Here is a 22,074-nt window from a genome sequence, read left to right on the forward strand (position 1 = left end):
GCAACGCTGAGATCACCCGTCGGTGCCGGACAGGTCCCCTTAGCTCCCTACGAGCGACAACGCGTGTTCCCAGCTATCTGGCTGTGCTATCAGGCGACGGAGCGGGAGTAGGCTCCGTGGATCATCGACGCCCAAGGCCGCCATTAAGCGACTTCCGCTGCCGTAGAGAACGATGCGCGGGACGCTTGGGTTAGCGGATGGGACCCTGTGGATAAGATCGGCGGCGGTCGTCTTGCCATATACCTGTATGCGGTACCCAAACTGGTCGGTCCAGACATAGGGCACATTTTCGAAGGGTCCGCCGACACCAAGATAGTGCCGGGCAGCTGCGGTTCCCTGCTCATGGGCGTTGGTCCAGTGCTCGACCCGAAGCAGCTGGCCGAACTTGGGATGGGGCCATTTCGCGACGTCTCCGATGGCGTAGATGCCAGGTGCCGCCATCAAGTTCTCGTCGCAGACCACACCATCGGAAAGCGTGAGTCCGCTGCCGTGAAGCCAGTCCGTGACGGGGCGAGCCCCGATGCCCAGCACAACAACGTCGGCATCAATGCTGGTTCCGTCGCTCAGGACAACTGCCGACACACGGTCGAATTCCGCACTGAGCGAGGCAACGTACTCCCCGCACCGCACGTCGATCCCATGTTCGCGATGCACCCCCGCCCACTCCTCCCCGAACTCCCGCCCCAGGGCACGTTCTAGGGGAACAGTTCCCGCCACGATCATCGTCACGTCGACATCCGCAGACTTAATACCCGCCGCGACCTCCGCGCCGATGAAGCCGCCGCCGACCACCACAACCCGTTTCGCGTCGGAAAGATCAGCGCATAGAGCCATGCTGTCGTCGGCTGTGCGCAAGGTATGAACGCCTTGAAGGTGCGGAATGGATGCCGGCCACACCGCGGCCGAGCCCGTCGCGATAAAAAGCACTTCGAATCCCAGCGCTGTGCCGTCGTCTAGCGTCACACGACGTCGCTCGACGTCAAGCGAGACGGCTGTATGTCCCAAGATCAGATCTAGATCATCAAGTTCACCGGGAAAAGCGAGGCCTATTTCGTCGATCGTGTCTGACCCCGACATCAAACCTTTGGAAACCGCAGTCCGGTCATAGGGCAAATTTCGCTCGGCCCCCACCACCCGAATCCTGCCGTCAAAGCCGCCCTTTCGGAGGGCGCGCGCAGCAGATAGCCCCGCTCTCGAAGCCCCTACGATGAGCGCACCTGACCTCGCACTCACTCTTCTACCAAATGGATAACGTTAGTCGGACAGTCGTCTACCGCGCGTTCCACGTTTGGCCTTAGATCCTCGCTGGGGTGGACCTGCAATAGGACGACCTTTGCATCTCGGTCATCTAGGTCGAACACCTCCGGCACGGAGAGGACGCAGTCGCTGCAACTTGTGCAGCGGTCGCGTTCGATGACTACCTTCATCACCATGCTCAGCTCTCCTCCCACTCAACGAGAAGTTTTTCCGGGCCTCTGAAGGATATGTTCGCAGAGAAGGTGAGGTGCTGGTCCTCGACCAGCCTCATATTCGGGAATCGTTGGGTGAGCATGCCGATCACGATACGCGCCTCGACCCGTGCAAGATGTTGACCCAGACAGAAGTGGGTGCCCTTGCCGAAGGAGAGTTGCAGCCGAGCGTTGTCGCGACGGATGTCGAACCTTTCCGGTTCAGGAAACATGGAAGGGTCGTGATTGGCCGCTCCGAAGGCAAGCATCAGTTTAGATCCGGCCGGCACCGCGACACCGTCGATCGCCACGTCTCGCGTGGTGAGCCGCCGCCAGGCGATGACGGACGAGTCAAATCGCAGGGTCTCTTCCACAGCCCCGGGGATGAGGCTTGGCTCCTCGCATAGTTCTTTCCACAGCTCGGGACGAGAGAGGAGCTGCCTCAGGGCGTTACCCATCAGGTTGGTGGTTGTCTCATGCCCTGCAAAGCTGAGCGCGAAGATCACGCTGGCGATCTCTTGATCGTCGAGTGCCTCGGAATCGTTTTCGCGCTGGCGTAGCAGGTCACTTGTGAGGTCGTCGCTGAGATTGTTTTTGCGGAGGGCCACGAAGCGTTCGCAATAGTCCCAAAACTTACTCATGTTGGTTGCAGCGCGCCGCTGGTATTGTGCGTCCGGTCGGCCCCAGTTGACCTCGAGCTTGTCGTTGCACCACGACTTGAGTTCTTCCGAGTCCTCATCTGGGAAACCGAGGAGCCTGAACATCGTCAATGCGGGGAGTGGGAAGGTCAGTTCAGTGATGAGGTCGGCGCGTCCGCGGCTAGCAAATTCCTCCACCAGTTCTGAGGCGAGAGCCTCGATGCGGTCGGACATCGCTTGCACCCGACGCGGCGTGAACATCGTTGCGAGGTGGAGCCTCACCCTGGTGTGATGAGGAGGGTCCAGATTCGATAAGACTGGGGTGTTGCGCACGCCCGACGTCAGTATTTCCTTCACTTCTTCCGTGAGAGGCACAAGCGGGGCTTGGGCGATCGTCGCCGAAAACGTTTTAGGATCCGCCAAAATCTTGGCGATGTCCGCGTAGCGAGTGACGACCCAGTAGTCGATGGAGGGGGCATAGTGGACGGGCCCGTCCACGCGAAGGTCGTTGAGCTGCGCATAGGGCTCTGCGAGATAGTCCTCCCCCAGTGGATCGAATCCGTGGGCTATAGGGCACATGGTGGTCTGTGTCATGGGCTTCCTCTCTTTTGCGACGGGCTCGCTGACGGTTCATTCCAGTTCGGGAATAACCACGGAGCTCGTGCTGATCTCGCCAGCGTAAACGTCTCTCCTCCTGTCGCGCCAATGCTTGTTTAGTGGAAGTCCATGCCCCGGCGGGCATACCTTGACGTGTCGGGAATTTACCTCGCGGGCCGCTTATCCTGCGACGACAACTTCTTTGGGCTACCCCTGGGGTTACCCGCAAATCGTGGACAGGGACAGTTGGTCAGGCGGCTTGTGCCGGATGAGGCTTATCCGTGGTGAGGAGTCGTTCGTGTTCCACGGGTGTGGTGTTGCCGAGGGCTGAGTGGAGCCGGGCCCGGTTGTAGAACTCCTCGATCCCGCGGCCCGTTGTCCGGATCGCGGCGTGCGTGGTGGTCCAGCGGCGTCGGTCGTAGAACTCGGTCTTCAGGGTGGGCCAGAAGGATTCCTGCAGCGCATTATCCGGCTAATGGCCCGGGATGCCGTGGATTGTCCGGTTAGGGATTTAGCTTTTGCAGAAATCGTTGAGCCGGGCAGAGGTGTACTGGGTGCCGCGGTCGGCGTGGAACACGACGCCGGCCGGGCCCCTGCCGCTCAGGATGTAAGCCATGCGCAGTGCCCGTTCGACCAGGGCGCTGGTCTGGACCGAGTCCGTCGCACACCCAATGACCCGCAGTGAGCAGGCGTCCCGGACAGCACATAAATACACCCAGCCTTCATCTGTGCGCAGGTAGGTGACGTCCGAGATCCATACCGCGTCGAGGGCCCCGGTATCCCATTTCCTGGCCACAGATCCGGGATGGAATGGACCCGTGCCTCACTGATCGGTGTTACGGGCCGGAAACGCCGGTGAGAGATGCCTTCCAGGCCGTGCCGTCGCATCGAGGAGGCTACAGTCTTCCGGTCAACGGCGGTCCCGTTCCGGGCCAGCGCGGCCTGGACCCGTAGATCCCGTACGAATCCGCATGAGTCCGCATGACCTTCGCATCCAGTTGCGTTCGGGTTAACAACGGCCGTGTCCAATCGCGAAACACTACGCTACCGCTGACTCTCCGTTCTCGCGTTCTCCCAAGGGCTGGCTGCTGCGACACAGTCGCTCGTGTCGCCTCGACCGGCGACATCTGATCTGTATCTGGGTCCAACCCAAAAAGAGTAATCGTGGACGTGCAAGTTGCCGCCGACGCTGAGAGTTTGGCGTCAGGATTTCAATGGGAATTACCGTTGCGGGGGCCGCCACGGGCGCCGGGTTCTCACACCTTGGGAGATTTGCCGCCTACTACACCGAAAAATATCAGGAATCACCCTCTGCGACAGTCCAAAGACTACGCCGCCTGTCGAAGACCGCCATTACGCATTAGCTCGGTGACGGACCTGGACCGCGTTACGGCGCCAACTCGCGCAAGCAATGTCTCGAGTGTGGAAGGTGAGCGCGCGGCCGCTATCGCTTGCCGCCCGTCACAGGGCTCGCGTTCACGGACAGGCCAGTCGTCTCTCGCCCCCGATCGTCCGTTGGGCAGTCGGCAGCGGCCTGGAGCTGGACACAATCTGTGGAAGCTCCGCTGAGCGGGCCTTTCCCTGCCTCCCGCATGCCCAAGACCGCGGGCTTTATATTGGCCATACCGGGCATGGCTGAGGTCTACTCCGTCACCGGGGAGTGGGACCTCATTGCTGCGGCCCCCATGGCTCGTTATCAAGAACTCGCGGAAACCGTCCCATTAAACCGTCCAAGATCTCCACGGTTCTCAGTACCAGCCACCACCGACTTCGCCTTCCGGGCCCACCCTCGACATGATTTTAGATGCGGCATCGCTCTGGGCTTCGCACGACAATCCTGCTGATGCGCTGTGGACGTCGGAGTCGCGGTTTTCCTCATGCAGGACCGCCCTGGGAGGGATCAAACCACGTTTGGAGCCCTGTCCCCCGGTGCGGGGTTAGCTGGGAGAGGGCCTCGAGTGCCCTGCCAGGATCCTGGTTTGCCGCATGGGTCCCTTCGGGGGCACAGTTCATTCCACCCAACATCCCCCAACAGGTAATGTCGGTGTTCCTTGAGTTATAAGGAACACCGGCACTACTCACGTGGTCTGGCCCGTGCAATAATGGGCAGGAAATTCTCCCCGGCGGCAGCTCTGCCCGCCTTCTTTTACGGTTCTGTCCGTCTTGGCACGGCGAAGACGACAATTGAGCCAATGACGGCGAACACGGCAAACATGTAGAAGTTCATCTGCCAGCCGAATGCCAGACTGGCGATGAAGCCGCCGATGAGCGGGCCGCAGATGGCACCGATTCTGCCTACTCCCAGTGACCAGCTCAATGCCGTGGCGCTAAGCGACTGGGGGTAGTGCGTGGCGCAGTAGCCTCCGACCAGGATCTGGGTGCCAACGGAGCCGAGCCCGGCGAAGGCAACAATGACCAGGAGGATGGCCAGGGGCAACTGCAGGCTTAACATCAGGATGGCCACGAACGCGAGGATAAATGAGCCGGTAACGACGCGTTTGATGCCTATCCGATCGGCCAATGCGGAGGCGCTGATGGAGCCAACGATTGCTCCGGCATTAAGTACCAGAAGGAACGTCAAGGCGTCGCCGAGGTTGAAGCCGGCTTGCCGCATGATTTGCGGCAGCCATGTGTTGAGGCCGTAGACCAGAAGCAGCCCGCAAAAATTCGCCAGTGCGAAAAGGATAGTGGAGCCCAGCCATTTGCGGGTGAAGATTGCCTTGAGGCTGGAGTTGGTGCCGGTGGGGCCGGCCGTCATGTCCTCGGTGGAAACAATGTCCGTGTAGATCAGGCCGAAGCGTGTTGCGGTGGCCTTTGCTTCATCGATCCGTCCTTTGCGGGCGAGGTAGGCCACGGACTCGGGCATCAGTTTCCATGCTGCCGGCAGGAGTGTCACGAGCGGGAGGGCGCCAATTGCGTACATCCAGCGGAAGTCGATGTGCTGCAGCAGGTTGATGGCCAGCAGGGACGCCCCCACACCGCCGACTGAGTACCCGCTGAACATGACGGCGTTGGCGATTTGGCGCCGCTCCTTCCGGGCGTACTCGACGGTCAGGGCAATGCAGGTGGGGACCACGCCACCCAGCCCAAGCCCTGTCAGGAAGCGCAGGGCCCCGAACGCCTCGGCGGATGGGGCAAAGGCAGTGAGCAGCATGCAGACGGAGAACCAAGCGATGCTTGCCAGCATGATCCGTCTGCGGCCCAGCCGGTCGGTCAAGATCCCGACCGAAAGTGTCCCGATGAGCATCCCGACGAGCGCCAGGCTGCCTATCATCCCCGCCTGGGCCGTGGTGAGGCCCCAATCCTCGTATTTGAGTATGGTCGGAACTGTGGATCCGTAGACTACGAGGTCGTAGCCGTCAAAAACAATGGTCATAAAGCAGAGGAGGAGGACCGGGCGCCCCTTCCAAGCGGTTAAGGCAGTGGTGCGTACTTCCGATGGCAATGACTGCGTCATGGGCATACCTCTCGTTCCGGATGCGGGGTGGGGCTGTGGCGGGGATCACAGCGCACCTAACGGTGTCACACTTCCATTGCGATAGTCAAGAAGCCGCTATAAACGATTTTTGACCGACGTCATGAAACCGCAATCGGAGGATAAGCGTGACTGCCGGGCACAGGCAGTGGACATTTCCGCCGCAATACAGGCTTGAGTGAGGGGCAGGGATTGCCCTGCAGCCCGCTATAGAACTGTGAGCGGCGCAGCGTGCAGAACGGCGCAGCCGGCCCAGCGCCGTTCCCCGTGCGGGCGGCTACCGCCGCAGGCTTTCGGAGGGCAGCTCTCCAAAGGCGGTCAGGTACGAAGAGGAGAAACGCCCCGGATGTGAAAACCCGCAGCGCGCGGCGATCGCAATCACAGTCTCATCCCCTGGATCCGCTCCCAAGAGCAGTTCCCGGGCACGGTTCAGCCGGGCTTTCCTCAGCAGTTCTGAGGGCGTGGCCCCAAACTCGGAACGCAAGGCAGTTTGCAGGGTTCGCATGGATACCCCGAGATGCTCGGCCAAGTCGGTTACAGCCAGCTCCTCGGAGGCGTGACGTTCCAGCAGCTCCCGGAACCTTCTGATCAAACTCCGTTCGACAACCGGAGTCCCTATTCCAGCGGTGGCCGGACTCTTGTCAGTAGCCATGAGCAGCCGCGACAGCATTGTGTCCACAAGGAGCCGGTGGACATAGTGGGACGCCTGGGGTGCTCCGGTGATCATGTCGTCGTGAAGCTCGATCACGGATCTCAGGAATGCCCGCCCTGGAGCACTGACGAGGTCCATTGAGTAGCCCGGGTCCACATCGTCGGTGGCATCGTGGGCATAGAGCTTTTCAGCCACCGCGGCAAGCGCGGGGCGACTCACATAGACGATCAAGTGTGGAGCACCCAGATCCCAGACCATCGAGAACGGGCGGTCCATCGGAGGGATGGTGGCCACTCTCGGACTGGATTCCACAATATTTGAGCCAACCTTCATGCGTGCGCGGCCAGCCAGAGGAACCTGCACAAGCAAGAAGTTCTCCAGACCCTCCGGATCGATCCGGACTTCGGCTCCGTAGTCCAGAAAGTCGATGCCGACATCTCCGCGATGCAACGAGCGCAGCTTCATCGCCAAGGATCGCCCCGGCGTCTGGGGCATGAGGCGGTGGCGGCAGAACAGTTCAGCAATCTTGGCGTGAGCATCGTCGACGTCCGAAGTGGTCACTGTCGGGCTTCCCCTCAGGACATCGCGGGGGAGGATCCTGTCCATTTCGCCTGCCTTCCGAGGGGGTTTCGTTTATTGGATGATCTCTGCGCATACCGTCTATACATGACCGACGCAACTGGCTAGATTCATTATCAGTACAAGTATGACGCACGTCATAGAAACGCAACAGGGGACGTCCAGTACGGACCCGTAGTTGAAAGGTTTGGACATGTCCGAACTCGCAGGCAGGACCGCTATCGTCACGGGCGGAGTCACCAAAATAGGACAGGGCGTTGTTACTGCGCTCCGGGACGCGGGAGCCGCTGTGGTGGTTGCTGACATTGACCCCGACGGCGCAGCCAAGCTGAAGTCACTCGGAGATGGCATCTACTTCACGCACACCGACATTACTGATGACGCGGCCCTCTCCAGGCTCATCGACGGCACCGTGTCCGACCACGGTGGCCTGGACATCCTGGTTAATCTTGCTTGTACCTACACGGACGACGGTGCCGATTCGGGCAGGGATGACTGGTTGCAGGCACTCAACGTCAACCTGGTCAGCGCCGTGATGGCAAGCAGGGCGGCCCGAGCACACCTCAAAGCGTCCAATCACGGTGCCATCGTCAATTTCACCTCCATCTCCAGCTCCATCGCCCAGACCGGACGTTGGCTTTACCCGGCCAGCAAGGCGGCCCTCGTCCAGATAACCCGGAGCATGGCTGTCGACTTTGCTGCCGACGGTATCCGGGTGAATTCGGTCAGCCCAGGCTGGATCTGGAGCAACATCATGGACACGCTCAGCCACGGAAATCTTGATAAGACGGACGCGGTGGCTGCCCCGTTCCACGCCCTCAAGAGGGCTGGCCGGCCCGAGGAGGTCGGCGACGTCGTTGCTTTCCTCGCCAGTGACCGGGCCAGCTTCGTCACGGGCGCAGACTGGGCAGTGGACGGTGGCTACTCCGCGCTCGGCCCGGAACGCGCCGAAGAAACCATTCCCCTGCTCGCAGCCGAATAACCCTAAAGACAAGGCAAAAAATCATGACACAGCGCCACATCACCATCGTCGGAGCGGGCCAGTCAGGTCTGCAGTTGGGAATCGGGCTCCTTGACGCCGGCTACCAAGTGACGACAGTATCCAACCGCACGGCCGAAGAAATTCACGACGGCAAGGTCTCTTCCAGCCAGTGCATGTTCCACGACTCCCTTGAGCACGAAAGGCAGCTGGGGCTGGATTTCTGGTCCTACGCCCCACAGGTCGAGGGAATCTCCTTCACTGTCCCCCACCCGGAACTGCCCGGCGAAAAGGCCATCAGCTGGGCTTCCCGCCTGGACAACCCTGCGCAGTCCATTGACCAACGCGTCAAATTTCCGAAGTTCATGGAGGAGTTTGTAGCTCGGGGAGGCGAACTGATCTTCGAAGACGCCGGCATCGAAGACCTTGAGCGATACACCCAGAATTCCGACCTTGTCATCGTTGCCGCCGGCAAGGGCGAGATCGCCCAGCTCTTCACCCGGGACGCCGTGCGCAGCACGTATGACGCCCCGCAGCGCGCCCTGGCCTTGACGTATGTCAATGGGCTGGCACCGAGGGCCGAATTTTCCGCTGTTTCCTTCAACGTGATCCCGGGGGTTGGCGAGTACTTCGTCTTTCCCGCCCTGACCACGACAGGGCCCTGCGAAATCATGGTCTTCGAAGGCATCCCCGGCGGTCCCATGGACTGCTGGAAGGGTCTCACGGCGGACGAGCACTTGCAGACCTCCAAGGACATCCTCACCAAATACCTGCCGTGGGAGGCCGCCCGCGCAACCGACGTGGAAATAACCGACAAAAACGGCTTCCTCCAGGGCCGGTTCCCTCCCACGGTCCGCCACCCCATTGCTACTCTGCCCAGCGGCCGAAACGTTCTTGGGCTGGCCGACGTCGTGGTCCTCAACGACCCAATAACCGGCCAGGGATCCAACAACGCCAGCAAGTGTGCAGCCTCATACCTGCAGAGCATTCTCGAACAGGGCGATGACGCCTTCGACGCGGCGTTCATGCAGGCCAGCTTCGAACGGTACTGGAAGTACGCCCAGCACGTTGCCCAATGGACGAACGGCCTCTTGGCGCCGCCGCAGCCGCACATGCTCGAGGTTCTGGGCGCAGCCGGTCAGTCCCCGGAGATCGCCCACCGCTTTGCCAACGGGTTCAACAACCCGCCGGACTTCCAGGAGTGGTTCATGTACCCGGACAAGGCAGCTGCATATCTCGCCAGGGCCAGTGCCACGAATGCTTCCTAACCGCCGTCTCCCCGCCACGTACAGCTCATGGGGCAATACATCCACGAAAGAAGTTTGAAATGCGTAAAATCGCAATTGTCGGCGCCGGTGAATCGGGCGCCCAGCTCGCTCTGGGGCTTCAGCGTGGCGGCTACGCGATCACCCTTTTCTCCGACCGCTCCGCCGCACAGATCCGCACCGGCAGGGTTATGTCCAGTCAGTGCATGTTTGGCACGGCCCTGGCGGCGGAGGAACAGCTGAGTCCTGCGCTTACCGGTATCTACGAGAGCGGCCCGGTCCCCGCAATCAACCGCATCAGTATGCGGGTGTCCGTGGAATCACCCGAAGCTCCAACGGAGTGGGAGGCATCGCTGGACACCCCGGCGCATTCCATCGACCAGCGCATCAAGAGCGCCGCCTGGATTGAGACGTTTATCTCAGCGGGCGGGGACTTCCGCATAGAGAAGGTCTCGGCCCGGATGCTCGAAGAACTTACGCGCGACTATGAGCTCGTCGTAGTAAGTACGGGGAAAGGCGAGCTTGGCCAGGTCTTTCCCCGGGACAAATCAAAGTCCCCGTTTGACCGGCCCCAGAGAGTCCTCGCGCTGAATTATGTAACCGCAGGGAACCAGCTCCCGGGAGCATCCCAGGACAGCACTGACGGCATCCGCATGTCGATGGTGCCAGGCGTGGGAGAGTTCTTCACTTTCCCGGGCCTCACGGTGTCCGGCCCCTGCCAGATGATGGTCTTTGAAGGGGTAGTCGGCGGCCCGATGGACTGCTGGACGGACATCACCACCCCCCAGGACCAGCTGGAGCGCTCCCTTGAGATTCTCAATGAATACTTTCCCCACGAATCCGAAAACTTCGCGGGGGCCAGCCTGACAGACGAGGGCGCCACCCTCCTGGGCCGTATCACGCCGACGGTCCGGTCCGCGGTGGGTCAGCTGGCCAATGGCGGCCTCGTATTTGGTGTCGGGGACGCTGTCGTCCTGAACGACCCGCTGACCGGGCAAGGATCGAATAACGCGACCATGGCCGCCCGCTACTATCTGGACTCCATACTCCGCAGGGGAAACGAGACATTTGACCAGGCCTGGATGGAACGAACATTCGACGAATTCTGGCGTGGCTGGGGACAGTGGGCCGTGGCCTGGACCAACGACATGCTCAAGCCCCGGCGGGAACACCAGCTGGCCATTTTCAGCGATGCCGTGGAGCACCCGGCCCTGGCCGCCAGCGTCGTCAACGGCTTCGACGACCCGCGGACGTTCTTCCCCTGGTGGTTCGACTCCGCCGCTGCCGCCGAATTCGTAGAGGCCAAAAAGGAAGAAGACTCTGCAGCCTTTGACATCCGGGATTTCAGAGCGGCACTCGGACAGTTCGCAACAGGCGTCACCGTCATCACCACACGTGCACCGGACGGACGGAAAGTCGGCATGACAGCAAATTCCTTCACGTCCGTTTCCATGGAACCACCTCTGGTCCTCTGGTGCCCCAGCAAAAGGGCAGCCAGCCTGATCGACTTTGAGGAATCGACCCACTTCGCCATCAATGTTCTGGCCAGCGACCAACACGTGCTGTCACGGCAGTTCGCGACGCCCTCCGAGGACAAGTTCGCGGGAGCGGAAGTAGTAGAGGGTATTGCGGGTGTCCCTGTCCTGAAGGGTGCCGTTGCCACGTTCCAATGCAGGACCGTCGCACGCCATGACGCAGGAGACCACGTGATCTATATCGGCGAAGTCGAGAAGTACGAGGGCACGGGAGGGGCGCCACTGGTCTTCCACCGTGGCAAGTACCACGCAACTGCCAGCCACCCGGACTTCTGACAGGACTGACCAAGACATGGAACCACCGGAAGAAATCGCAATTATCGGCTCGGGCATCAACTCATTGGTCGCAGCGGCTGAACTCGCCCTCGTCGGCAAGCGAGTATGCATCATCGAACGCAGGGACCGTCTGGGCGGATTCATCCATTCCTCCGAAAGGACCCTACCGGGCTTCATTCACGACACGTTCTCGTCCTGGCATCCCCTCTTTGTTTCCGGAGCCGCGTACAAAGTGCTCGGTCAGGAACTCCATGCACGTGGTCTGGAGTACTGCAATTCGGAAAGCGCCGTCACAGCCAGCGTGGCTGCGGATCCCGTTACAGGTGAACACCGTGTGGTCATTGCTAACCGGGATCCGCAGCTCACCGCTTCAACGATGAAAACACCTGGTGACAATGAGGCCTATCAGGCGATGCTTGCGGACTTGGGTCGGAATGCAGACACTGTTTTCGGTGCATTCGGCGCGGAACTCCGCTCACTCAAGGAAGTCGCAAAAATTGCTTTTAGTGCCCTCCGCAGAGGGAAGATCAAAGACAATGAGGCGTTCCTGCGCGACTCGGTAATGAGCGGTCGCAACTACCTCCGAAGCCGTTTTCGAGGCTGGGAAACCGACCAGCTCTGGTCCCCATGGCTGCTCCACGCGGGCCTTGGCCCGGACCAGGCCACCGGTGGTGTGATGCTGCCGGTCATGGCCATGAGCATGCACACCTTCGGACTTCCTGTTGTGAAGGGCGGCTCTTCGAACATTGTCAGTGCGTTCGAGTCCCTGCTGAAGGACAGCGGCGTGCGCATCATGCTGGATACCGACGTGGAGAAGATCCTCGTCAACGCCGGAAGAGTCGTGGGCCTTCAGACATCCCAAGGGACAGTGAACGCCGGGACTGTCTTGGCCAACGTATCCCCACAGGCTTTGTACGGAAGTCTGCTCGATGAAGCACCGCCTCAGGCGGTAGCCGCCGCTGAGCGGTACCAGAACGGCCGCGGGGCCATGCAGATTCATCTTGCCCTGGACAAACCAGTCGAATGGCTGGATACGAGGCTGAACTCCGTCCCATTGGTTCATCTGAGCAGCGGTTCAGACAGCACAGGGATTGCCTGCGCTCAGGCAGAGGCGGGCCTCCTGCCGACTGATCCAACAGTGGTCGTCGGTCAGCAATCGGTACTGGACCCTTCCAGGGCGCCGGAGGGCAAAGCGACGCTCTGGCTTCAACTGCAGGAGGTTCCCTTTTCCCCTGTCGGGGATGCCGCGGGCCTGCTGCCTGTCGAGGCAGGCTGGTCCGAGGATCTGAAATTGCACTTCATGGAACGCATCCTGGAGAAGCTGGAACGATTCGCGCCCGGCACCCGGACGTCTGTGCTGGCTTGGGACATCCTGGCTCCCACCGACCTGCTCCGCGAGAATGTGAATGCGGTCAAAGGCGATCCCTACGGCGGTTCGGCTGAACTCTTTCAGAACCTCCTCTGGCGTCCATTCCCCCAGGCCGCCAACCATAGGACGGCCATCAAGGGGCTATGGCATATCGGCGCCTCCACCCACCCGGGTCCTGGACTCTCAGGTGGATCCGGTCACATGATTGCGCAAAAGCTTATCTGACCCACTATCCCTACGCTGCCGGCTGCGTACTGTGATACTAAGAATGAACAGTGCGCTGTTGCACTGTTGAGATGCCACCGGGATGCTCTTGAGGTACTCATGCAACTAGTCCATAGGGTCATTCTCTCCGGCGGTGAGCGGACGTCCCGGCTCCTGCCGCCTAGGTCCTGTCGTGCCAACGGTTGAATTTTCGGGAACGGCGGTCCCGCCGGCGGATTTCCTTGCCGCCTACTACGATGAGGTGCCGAGTGAAGACCGGGAACCTTACGAAACCGGGCGGCTGGAATCCCGGGCTGTTGCCCACTTCCGCTCGGGCCTGACCCGAACCCCTGGTGCTGAAGCCTGGGTCGGGCTGATTCCGGACAAGGACAGTACGGTTCTCGGTGTGGTCACCGATGATGCGCCGTTCATGGTGGATTCCGTGCTCGCTGAGGTAACGCGACGGGGCCTGGGCATACATCTGGTCGTCCATCCGACCTTTTCCGTGGTCCGGGATCCTAGTGGCCGGCTCACCGCAATCAATCCAGCCACCCCGCAAGCGGAATCGCGGGTTGAGTCCTGGATCTCCGTGGAGATTGGCGATTTGCTGCGCTCCGAGAATGCTGAAGCTCTGCTGGACGGAATCCGTCGGGTGATCTCCGAAGTTCGACTGGTCGTGTCGGACCGGCAGAAGATGCGACGCAAGGCCGTCGACGTCGCCGAAGCCTTGCCTGATGTCCCTGCGGAACGGGCAGGACACGGCATTGAAATAGCGCGCAGTCTCCTTCGGTGGCTCACCAGCAACCACTTCGTCTTCATCGGATACAGGGAATACGAGCTGATTCGTGGACCGTCGGAAGACCATCTCAGGGCGGTGGAGGGAACCGGCCTGGGGATCCTCAGCCACGGCGATTCCAGACCGCGCCGGCTGACAGAGACTGCGAGGAAGTCGCTCCGCCGACCCCCGGCCTTTGTCGTGACCAAGGCGAATTCGAAGTCCACTGTCCACCGGGACGCCCATCTGGACTACATCGGGATCAAGACGTACGACACCGCAGGCGAGGTCACCGGTGAACACCGGTTTCTGGGCCTCTTTACCTCCAGTGTCTACAACGGTCCCGTTGATGACATGCCGGTTGTCGCGGACAAGATCCGGGCCGTGATTGCGCAGAGCGGCTTGGTTCGGACCAGCTACTCCGGAAGGCACCTCATATCCATCCTGGAGACCTATCCACGCGATGAACTGTTCCAGATCGGCGTCGGCGACCTGTGCCAAAAGACTTTGCAAATCATGCGTATGCAAGAGCGCAGGCGCTCCCGCGTATTCTTGCGGGCCGACAGCTATGGGCGGTTCGTGACGGCTCTGGTCTATTTGCCTCGGGACCGTTACAACACCTCCGTGCGCATCCGGGTGGAACAGGACCTGCGCCAGGTATTCGCCGCCGTCGACGTCGAGCACGAGGCGCGCGTAACGTCGTCGGCCCTGGCCCGAATCTTTTTTACCGTATGGCTTCCCCCCGGTGAAATCCCGTCTGTTGCTGAGGCAGACCTTGAACGACGTGTTAGCCGGGCTGTACGGTCCTGGCCCGAAGGAGTCCTCGACGGTCTCCGGGAAATCCACCCGGGGCCGGAAGCGGAAACGCTATCCAAACGCTGGGGTGAAGCTTTTCCTGCAGAGTATCGGGTCCAATACAGCGTTGAGGACGCACGGGCGGACATCACGCGGCTGGAACAGCTCGACGGCGGCGGTCCCGAATCGGCCGCGCGGCTGTACGTCGACCCCCGGCAGCCGGGGCGCCCGGAGGGGCACGGACGGATGCGCCTGTACCTCCGCGAACCGGAAAGCCTCACCCACATCCTTCCTTTCTTCGAGCACCTCGGACTGGAAGTGCTTGAGGAGCGCCCCTACGAAATTGTTGATTCAGGGTCCCGGACATTCTTTCTGTACGATCTCTCGGTTCGCTATCCAGTGGAGTCTTCCGGGCCCCAGGCTCTGGCTCTGGTCCCGGATGCCTTCAGCGCCGCTCTCACCGGTCTGGCCGAGTCCGACCTGCTCGACCGCCTGGTTCTTCGCCAGGGCTTCCCATGGCGGATAGTGTCACTGCTCCGCAGCTATGCCAAGTATTGGCGTCAGCTCGGGACGTCCCATTCCTTCGATTTCATGGCTTCCACGCTGCTGGCGCATCCTTTGGTGACAAGGGAACTCGTTACGCTGTTCTCTGCCAAATTCGACCCGGATCTGTATGGCGCCGACCGGGAATGGAGAGTGCGAAAGGCCGACGCCGCGGTGACGGAGGCCGTTTCGGCCGTGCCCACACTGGACGCTGGTTTTGTTCTGGAGACGTTTGCTTCCCTGATCCGGGCCACTGTGCGGACAAACTTCTATCAGGACAAGGAGTACATCAGCACGAAGTTCGACCCGTCCGGGATCGAAGTGCTCCCCAAGCCCCGTCCCACGCACGAAGTGTGGGTGTATTCCCCGCGGATCGAAGGGGTTCACCTTCGCTTCGGCAAGACCGCCCGCGGCGGACTCCGCTGGTCCGACCGAAAGGAAGATTTCCGGACCGAAGTCATGGGGCTGGTCAAGGCGCAGGCCGTCAAGAACGCCGTCATCGTCCCTGACGGGGCCAAGGGCGGCTTCTTCTCCAAGGCGGCCGCAGGGCTGGCTGGCCGGGAACTGCTTCTGGCAGAGGGCCAGGAGTGCTACCGAATCTTCATCCGGGGACTCCTCGATGTCACCGACAACATCCGTTTTGAGGAACGCGGCCAGTCCACCATCCCGCCGCCGCGCGTGGTGCGATATGACGGCGACGACCCGTACCTTGTCGTAGCCGCTGACAAGGGCACCGCCGCCTTCTCCGACATCGCGAACGGCGTGGCCGGAAGCTACGACTACTGGCTCGGCGATGCCTTCGCCTCCGGCGGCTCGGTGGGGTACGACCACAAACGGATGGGAATCACCGCCCGGGGTGCCTGGGAATCCGTAAGAAGTCACTTCAGCGAAATCGGCATCGACCCGCAGGCTTCGGATTTCACAGCGGCCGGCATTGGAGACATGAGCGGCGACGTCTTCGGAAACGCCATGCTGTTGTCACGCCACTTCCGATTAGTCGCAGCCTTCGACCATCGCCACATCTTTCTGGACCCGGAACCAGACGCTGCGGCCTCATTCGGCGAACGCCAGCGGCTCTTTAGTCTGCCGCGGTCCAGCTGGGATGACTATGACCGTTCGCTGATCAGTCCCGGAGGGGGTGTCTGGCCGCGGGATGCCCGCCGCATTCCCCTCGGCCCCCCGGCGGCAGAAGCGCTCGGTATCGACCCGTCGGTGGAGTCCATTCATCCGCCTGACTTGTTGCGGGCCATTTTGATGGCCCCCGTTGATTTGCTCTATAACGGCGGGATCGGAACCTACGTCAAGGCCACCGAAGAGAGCCATGCGAACGCCGGCGACCGGGCCAACGATGCCTTCCGCATCAACGGCAACGACGTACGGGCCCGGGTGGTCGTCGAGGGCGGAAACCTTGGCGTCACCCAGGCAGGCAGGGTCGAAGCAGCCCTCAACGGGGTGCTGATTAACACAGACGCCATCGACAACTCAGCCGGCGTGGACTGCTCCGACCATGAAGTAAACATCAAGATCCTGCTGGCTCAACAGATCAGGGCCGGACGGCTCCCCGCTGCGGAGAGGGCACAGTTCCTGGACGGGCTCACTGCTGAAGTGGCTGACCTGGTCCTCAGGGACAATTCCGCCCAAAACGCGCTGCTCTTGACCGAACGCAGGTGCCCTCCGGCGTCATTCCCGAGCTATGAGCGCCTGATGCAGTTCCTCGAAGGCAAGGGGGAACTGGACCGACTGCTGGAGGGCCTCCCGGACTCGCAAACACTGGGGGAACGGATGGCTCGGGGCAAAGGTTTAACCTCGCCCGAACTGGCCGTGTTGGCGGCATACTCCAAGAACATCCTGGCGGGAGCCATCCGCTCCGACACCCTCATCAGGGATCCTTACTTCGAATCGGTGCTGCGCGGCTATTTCCCCGACCCGGTCGTGGCGAGGTTTGGTGCGCAACTCAATCTTCATCCCCTGCGGGACGACATCATCGCCACGGTTGTCGCCAACGAAACTGTCAATATCGGCGGCATCACCGCCGTTTTCAGGCTCATGGAAGAAACCTCCTGCGACGAGGCCGCGGCGGCCCGGGCCTTCGTTATTGCCAACGAGGTGTTCGGGCTTCGTGAGCTGACCAGCGGCCTCGTCGGTCTGGGCGCGGAACTGTCAGCCGAAAAGAGGAGCCGGATCCACCTGGATATCCAGCGCGTCCTGGACATGGCCATGCGCTGGTTCATCCAATACGACCATCACCTCCCGATAGCGGACTGCGTGCAGCTCTACCGGCCGGTCGTGGAGACCCTGCGGCACCGGCTGGCGGAGCTCCTCGTCGGCAGTGACAAGCTGGCTGTCCTGTCCCTGCTGGATGAAACGCGTGAATGGGGAATTCCCGAGAGTATTGCCGTCGCCTGGGCCGAACTCCACGAGACCTCGACGCTGCTCGACATTGCCCGGGTGCAGCAGGTAACGGCCAAACCCTTGGACGTCGTCGCCCCAACATACTTTGCAGTGCACAATCGATTCCGGATAGAGGAGGTGCTGAACCGGATCGACAGCCTGCCCAGCACTACTAAATGGCAAGCCATGGCCCGGGCGTCCTTGCGGGAGGACCTGTCCAACGTTGTCCCGGAACTCACGGTCGCCGTCCTTGCGAGGGGCTCACGCTCGCCCGTCGCCGACCAAGTTACCGAATGGGAGGAACGCCACCGCGACAGACTCCTGGCCTCTGAACGCCTGCTGGAGTCTGCTCCGGCGAGTAGCTTCGAAGCCCTGACGACGTATGTCGGGACGCTAAGAAAGGCAGCTGGGTCGTAGCGGCGTTCACTTCCGCATGATGGCGGGGAGCCTGGAGGGGACCGCGCCCCGGTCACGGCCGGATCCGGTCCCCTTCAGTCATGACTGAATCAGTGGCCTTGGAATGCTTCCGCCAGCCACCATGATCCCCCGTCGGAGGCGATCTTCGCATCGATGACCAACGGACGGCTCTCAGACCCAGCGTGGAACTTGGCGACCCACGCCTTTACCGGCTCCAAATCGTCAAGGGTGCGCACGGTGATGCCATCCGCGCCGAATCCCCTGGCAATGGCAGCAATGTCCGTCTCCGGAAATTTCACGCTGCGAAGATCCAGAGAGTCGTCAAGCTCAGCAAAATGGTGCACTTCGGCCCCGTATGCGGCGTCGTTGTAAACGATGCACACCAGGGGCAGGTTGAGGCGGACGGCTGTTTCCAATTCACTGATCCCCATCAGGAAACCGCCGTCGCCGGCGCCCAGGACGGGGACACGTTCAGGTTGGGCAATCGCAGCGCCGATGGCGGTATACAGACCCAGCCCAATGGCTTGGAACGCCTGCGTGAAGCAGAAGCCGAACTCGTCTGGCACGGCAAGGTACTGACTCGGGTAGCCCATGAAGTTTCCTGAGTCCACGGAAACAATACGGTTCGTTGGCAGGAGCGAATCAAGTTCCCGGCTGAGGACGCGCGGATCGATCAGTGTCGACGTGGACAGGTCCGCCGTGTCGACGTCCCTCCACCGCGACCCCTGCTTGATCGTCACTGCATTGGTCTCCGTGCGATACTTTTCCGCTGGAGCCGGCTGGGCGGCTTTCAACAAGGCAAGCGCGTCCATAGCGGTGAGCGCAGAGTCCCCCAGGACGCCCAGCGATATTGGCCGATTGGCTCCCAGCGAAGCGTCCTCGACATCGACCTGGACCACCTTCGTGCCCGGGGAAATCAGGCGGCCATGCCGCATGGTCCACATGTTCAGGGTGCAGCCCCACCCAACAATCAGGTCTGCCCCGCTGATGAGCTCAGCCGTCACTGGTGAGGAGAAGCCCCCGGAAATGCCCAGGTTAAAGGTTTCGCCATTGAATAGCCCGTTGGCCACCGCGGAGGTTGCCACCAGAGCTCCGGCATGCTCGGCCAAGGCGAGAAGGGCTTCCTTGGCCCCACGCCCTCCCCGTCCGGCCACAAACACGGGTCGTTCGGCCTGCTGGAGCACTTGAACGAGGTGCTCCACTGCTGCGGGATCAGGCCGCAACCGTGCTGGTTCCTGCAGCCGGACAGAATCGAGGGTGTCCGGCGCGAAACCGCTCTGCACGTCAAGAGGGAGACTGAGGACGACGGTGCGGCGTTCGTTGACTGCGGTGCGGAACGCCCGAACGGTATCGGCCACGGCCGAGTCGACGGAGTGAATCCGTTCCGCCACTGCCCCGATGCTTCGGGCAAGGGAGTCCTGATCAATCTTGAAATTCGATCGGACCGCAGCGCTTTGTGTGTCCGCGGTCAAGACAATCATCGGTGTCCGGCTCTTCGCCGCTTCCCCGATGCCCGTAATGGCATTGCTTAAGCCGCATCCCTGATGCGTGCTGACCACCCCGACTTTGCCGGACATTCGAGAATAGGCATCGGCCATGGTGGCGGCACCCCCCTCATGTCGGGCAGCTGTGTACGGCACACCCGCCTGCACGAGGATGTTAGTGACATCAAAGTTGCCGCTTCCAACAACGCCAAAGACGTGGCCCACGCCCAATTTGGCCAGCGTTTGGGCAACCAGCGTTGACACTTTTACGTTCTCGCTCATGATCCCTCCACAAGGGCGTAGACGCGGGTGGGGCTGCCGGTGCCTCCGACAATTGGCAAGGGGGCGACCACCAGGGTAGCTCCCACCGTGGGAAGCCTGTCCACCTGTCGAAGTGATGTCAGGCCGTACTTGTCGGCCCCAAGGAGAAATGAGTGGACGGGGAACATCGGGTCGAAAGTTGCCGCCTGGCCCGCATCGATGCCCACCGTTTCGACGCCGAACCCACTGATGCTGGTATTGGCTGCAATCCATTGGGCGCCCGCTACGGACACCCCCGGAGTGTGCGGCCCGGCGTCATCGGCATTGACGAAGTCGGCGGCATTCCCGCCCCTGGAGGACCAGCCGGTCCGGAAGATCACCCAGCAATTGTCGGGCAACTGGCCGTGCGTTTCCTGCCACTGCTCAAAGTGCTCAGGCTCCAGCAGAAAGTCCGGATTTTCGGCCACATCGGCGCTCTTGTCGATGACGATCAGAGGTCCGATGAGGCGGTGGGGCTCTATCTGGTCAACGGATTTGCCGTTTCTGCCCGAAATCCAGTGCACGGGCGCATCCAGGTGGGTGCCGGCATGCTCCCCAACAGTCACATCGTTCCAGGCCCACGCCGGGCCGGCGTCATCAAAGTTACTCACGGGCGAAAGGCTGAGGCCGACAGTGTTGGCCAGGGGCTGCGGAAGATTCAGTATCGGCGTATCGCTGCTGAGCGGAGTCGTCAGGTCTACGACTTCTACGGAACCATCTGTGAGGGCTGCTGTGAGCCCGGCTAGTACAGACATTGTTCTCCTATGCGGTTTGTATTGAGTTCAAATGGACCCCCACCGGCCGTCCGGCGCCAGTTGTTGCCGCGGATCGCGAAATGGGGAATCCCGTGGCGTATAGAGAAACGAAGCGCCTTATGAGCGTCCCGCACCGACGGCGAGTAGCCGCCGGTGTCTTGGACATGACTTGGGTGACAGCGCCAGTTACCTTGGCCGCGGAGCCAGCCTGGTCGTGCGTCCGTGCGTCCACCATGGCAGTCCTTCTCGCGAGTGGTCTTGAGTCTATCCACTTTCCACCAAAATTTGTAGCGTTTTCGTTGCGATAAAAAAATTATCTCTAGAGAGCGGCTTATGATGGTCCCGGGACGGGTCAGGTTGCTTCCGGCCGCGTCAAAGGACCAGAAGCAGTGGAACAAACGACAGCACTTGATGCATCGGCTCGAGCGAATGGGCCCTGGTCGAATGCGCTCCCAACGCAGTGAATAGTCCTCGCCGGCGGACTGTCTAGTCTTCGACGACCGACCGTGCGTAGCGCTGGGCGATCGGGCCAAGCAGTGAGTGCAGCTTGGCAAAGAGTGCCTCGGCGGCCAGGCCGCTCCAGTCACCGGGAAGATACTCTTCAGGCAGGCCGGGATCCATATAGGGCAAACGGCGCCATTGGGTCACCATCGGGACGTAGTCGGCGAAGGCCTGCTTGAGATACTCCGGTGACTCAGGTTCGCTCAGGGGCAATTCGGACCAGCGCTGCAGTACAGGTTCGTGGCGGTCGATGAAGTCCGCATATAGTGCGTCAAGAGAGGGCAGGTCCCACCATTGCCCGACCTTCGACCGGATATGATCTTCGGTCAGGTGGGCTGCCTTAAACAGGTCCACGTATTCCATCAAGGACGCGCGTTCGAGCTGTTGACTTACTTCCTCCGCCAGGTTGCCGGGGGCTATCCATAAGCCCGGCGAAACTTGGCCGCAACCGATGCGCGTCAGAATGGTGCGGAGCTTGTGGCGAAGATGCCGCTGCGACTCAGGGACGGAGAATGATGTCAGGATCCAGTCATCACCCTTGCGTGCGCGGTGCGGGGAGAAAATGCGTTCGTCGCCCGCCCGGAAAACATCCTCCAGTCCTGGCGCCAGCCTGTAGGCGGCCGACCCGTTCTTTCGGAGGCTGACGAGAACTCCACGCTTCTTCAGCCGCGAGACTGACGAGCGCACTCCGGCTGACTCAACTCCTAGATCGCTCAGGAGTCGTATCAGCTCTGATACTGCAAACGCGCCGTCATGGGCGCGGGCATAAAGTCCGTAGACGGTCACGATGAGATGCTGGTGGCGTGGCATGGGTGAAATGTCAGGGACAACATTGACTCCAGACATTCAACACCTCCGATAATGGATCGCCTTAACAGTCCAAGGTTACAGGCCTGAGGACCGTGCATCCTGCATCCTGACACGCGGCCGCAGGCAGGATGCTAGATGAACATCAATCCGGCCCACGGGGCACAAACCGGAACAGACCCGCCGAAAACCTCCTCAAATTCCTCCTGACTCATGGCACTCGTCGATGCTTCATGGGTCTTTTCGTTGCGTTCGTCAAAGTCGGAAACAGACATCGGAACTCCTTGGA

16 protein-coding genes are annotated in these 22,074 nt (G+C 61.2%); 5 read left to right on the top strand and 11 right to left on the bottom strand.

Translation table 11 applies throughout. The features are described from left to right. Positions 1-39 precede the first annotated feature (39 nt). The 7 genes from QFZ30_RS11280 to QFZ30_RS11300 all read right to left on the bottom strand — a co-directional run bounded on the left by QFZ30_RS11280 (position 40) and on the right by QFZ30_RS11300 (position 7,416). Positions 40-1,233: an NAD(P)/FAD-dependent oxidoreductase gene (locus tag QFZ30_RS11280; protein WP_307076215.1), complete on the bottom strand. Its 1,194-nt coding sequence runs from the start codon at positions 1,231-1,233 to the stop codon at positions 40-42. After that, the gene (locus QFZ30_RS22010; RefSeq protein ID WP_373462839.1) at positions 1,230-1,433 is read right to left on the bottom strand and encodes a ferredoxin; all 204 of its coding nucleotides are present in this window, start codon (positions 1,431-1,433) and stop codon (positions 1,230-1,232) included. The genes QFZ30_RS11280 and QFZ30_RS22010 overlap by 4 nt, the downstream gene beginning before the upstream one ends. Positions 1,434-1,435: 2 nt before the next feature. Beyond that, positions 1,436-2,680 carry a cytochrome P450 gene (locus QFZ30_RS11285; RefSeq protein ID WP_307076217.1) on the bottom strand — a complete coding sequence of 415 codons (1,245 nt, stop codon included), beginning with the start codon at positions 2,678-2,680 and terminating at the stop codon, positions 1,436-1,438. 253 nt (positions 2,681-2,933) lie between these two features. Then, positions 2,934-3,143 carry an integrase core domain-containing protein gene (locus QFZ30_RS22015; RefSeq protein ID WP_373462891.1) on the bottom strand — a complete coding sequence of 70 codons (210 nt, stop codon included), beginning with the start codon at positions 3,141-3,143 and terminating at the stop codon, positions 2,934-2,936. Between the two features lie 51 nt (positions 3,144-3,194). Next, complete coding sequence (locus QFZ30_RS11290) at positions 3,195-3,479, bottom strand: DDE-type integrase/transposase/recombinase (RefSeq protein ID WP_307076218.1); 285 nt, start codon at positions 3,477-3,479, stop codon at positions 3,195-3,197. Between the two features lie 1,350 nt (positions 3,480-4,829). After that, positions 4,830-6,059: an MFS transporter gene (locus QFZ30_RS11295; protein ID WP_307076220.1), complete on the bottom strand. Its 1,230-nt coding sequence runs from the start codon at positions 6,057-6,059 to the stop codon at positions 4,830-4,832. Between the two features lie 376 nt (positions 6,060-6,435). Continuing rightward, positions 6,436-7,416, bottom strand: a complete 981-nt coding sequence (locus QFZ30_RS11300; RefSeq protein ID WP_307076222.1) for an AraC family transcriptional regulator — start codon at positions 7,414-7,416, stop codon at positions 6,436-6,438. A gap of 166 nt (positions 7,417-7,582) precedes the next feature. Here QFZ30_RS11300 and QFZ30_RS11305 point away from each other — a divergent pair, with 166 nt between their 5' ends. The 5 genes from QFZ30_RS11305 (at position 7,583) to QFZ30_RS11325 (ending at position 17,938) form a co-directional block, all read left to right on the top strand. Continuing rightward, a complete protein-coding gene (locus QFZ30_RS11305) occupies positions 7,583-8,371 on the top strand; it encodes an SDR family oxidoreductase (protein ID WP_307076224.1) in 789 nt (262 codons plus the stop codon). 23 nt (positions 8,372-8,394) lie between these two features. Next, positions 8,395-9,636 (top strand): styrene monooxygenase/indole monooxygenase family protein, encoded by a 1,242-nt coding sequence (locus QFZ30_RS11310; RefSeq protein ID WP_307076226.1) that lies wholly within the window; start codon positions 8,395-8,397, stop codon positions 9,634-9,636. Positions 9,637-9,695: 59 nt separating this feature from the next. Beyond that, positions 9,696-11,444, top strand: coding sequence for a flavin reductase (locus QFZ30_RS11315; protein ID WP_307076228.1), 1,749 nt, complete (start codon positions 9,696-9,698; stop codon positions 11,442-11,444). A gap of 16 nt (positions 11,445-11,460) precedes the next feature. Then, positions 11,461-13,038, top strand: coding sequence for a phytoene desaturase family protein (locus tag QFZ30_RS11320; protein WP_307076230.1), 1,578 nt, complete (start codon positions 11,461-11,463; stop codon positions 13,036-13,038). Positions 13,039-13,210: 172 nt separating this feature from the next. After that, positions 13,211-17,938 (top strand): NAD-glutamate dehydrogenase, encoded by a 4,728-nt coding sequence (locus QFZ30_RS11325; protein WP_307076232.1) that lies wholly within the window; start codon positions 13,211-13,213, stop codon positions 17,936-17,938. Between the two features lie 89 nt (positions 17,939-18,027). On the opposite strand, the gene QFZ30_RS11330 is transcribed toward QFZ30_RS11325, so the two are convergent. From QFZ30_RS11330 to QFZ30_RS11345, 4 genes are all read right to left on the bottom strand, one after another. Further along, complete coding sequence (locus QFZ30_RS11330) at positions 18,028-19,704, bottom strand: thiamine pyrophosphate-binding protein (protein WP_307076233.1); 1,677 nt, start codon at positions 19,702-19,704, stop codon at positions 18,028-18,030. Next, positions 19,701-20,477, bottom strand: a complete 777-nt coding sequence (locus QFZ30_RS11335) for a cyclase family protein (protein ID WP_307076235.1) — start codon at positions 20,475-20,477, stop codon at positions 19,701-19,703. The genes QFZ30_RS11330 and QFZ30_RS11335 overlap by 4 nt, the downstream gene beginning before the upstream one ends. Before the next feature lie 486 nt (positions 20,478-20,963). Continuing rightward, positions 20,964-21,788 (bottom strand): PaaX family transcriptional regulator, encoded by an 825-nt coding sequence (locus tag QFZ30_RS11340; protein ID WP_307076236.1) that lies wholly within the window; start codon positions 21,786-21,788, stop codon positions 20,964-20,966. A 131-nt stretch (positions 21,789-21,919) separates the two neighbouring features. Further along, a complete protein-coding gene (locus QFZ30_RS11345) occupies positions 21,920-22,060 on the bottom strand; it encodes a hypothetical protein (RefSeq protein ID WP_307076238.1) in 141 nt (46 codons plus the stop codon). Positions 22,061-22,074 lie beyond the last annotated feature (14 nt).

Source organism: Arthrobacter pascens, from assembly GCF_030815585.1.
GTDB lineage: Bacteria > Actinomycetota > Actinomycetes > Actinomycetales > Micrococcaceae > Arthrobacter > Arthrobacter pascens_A.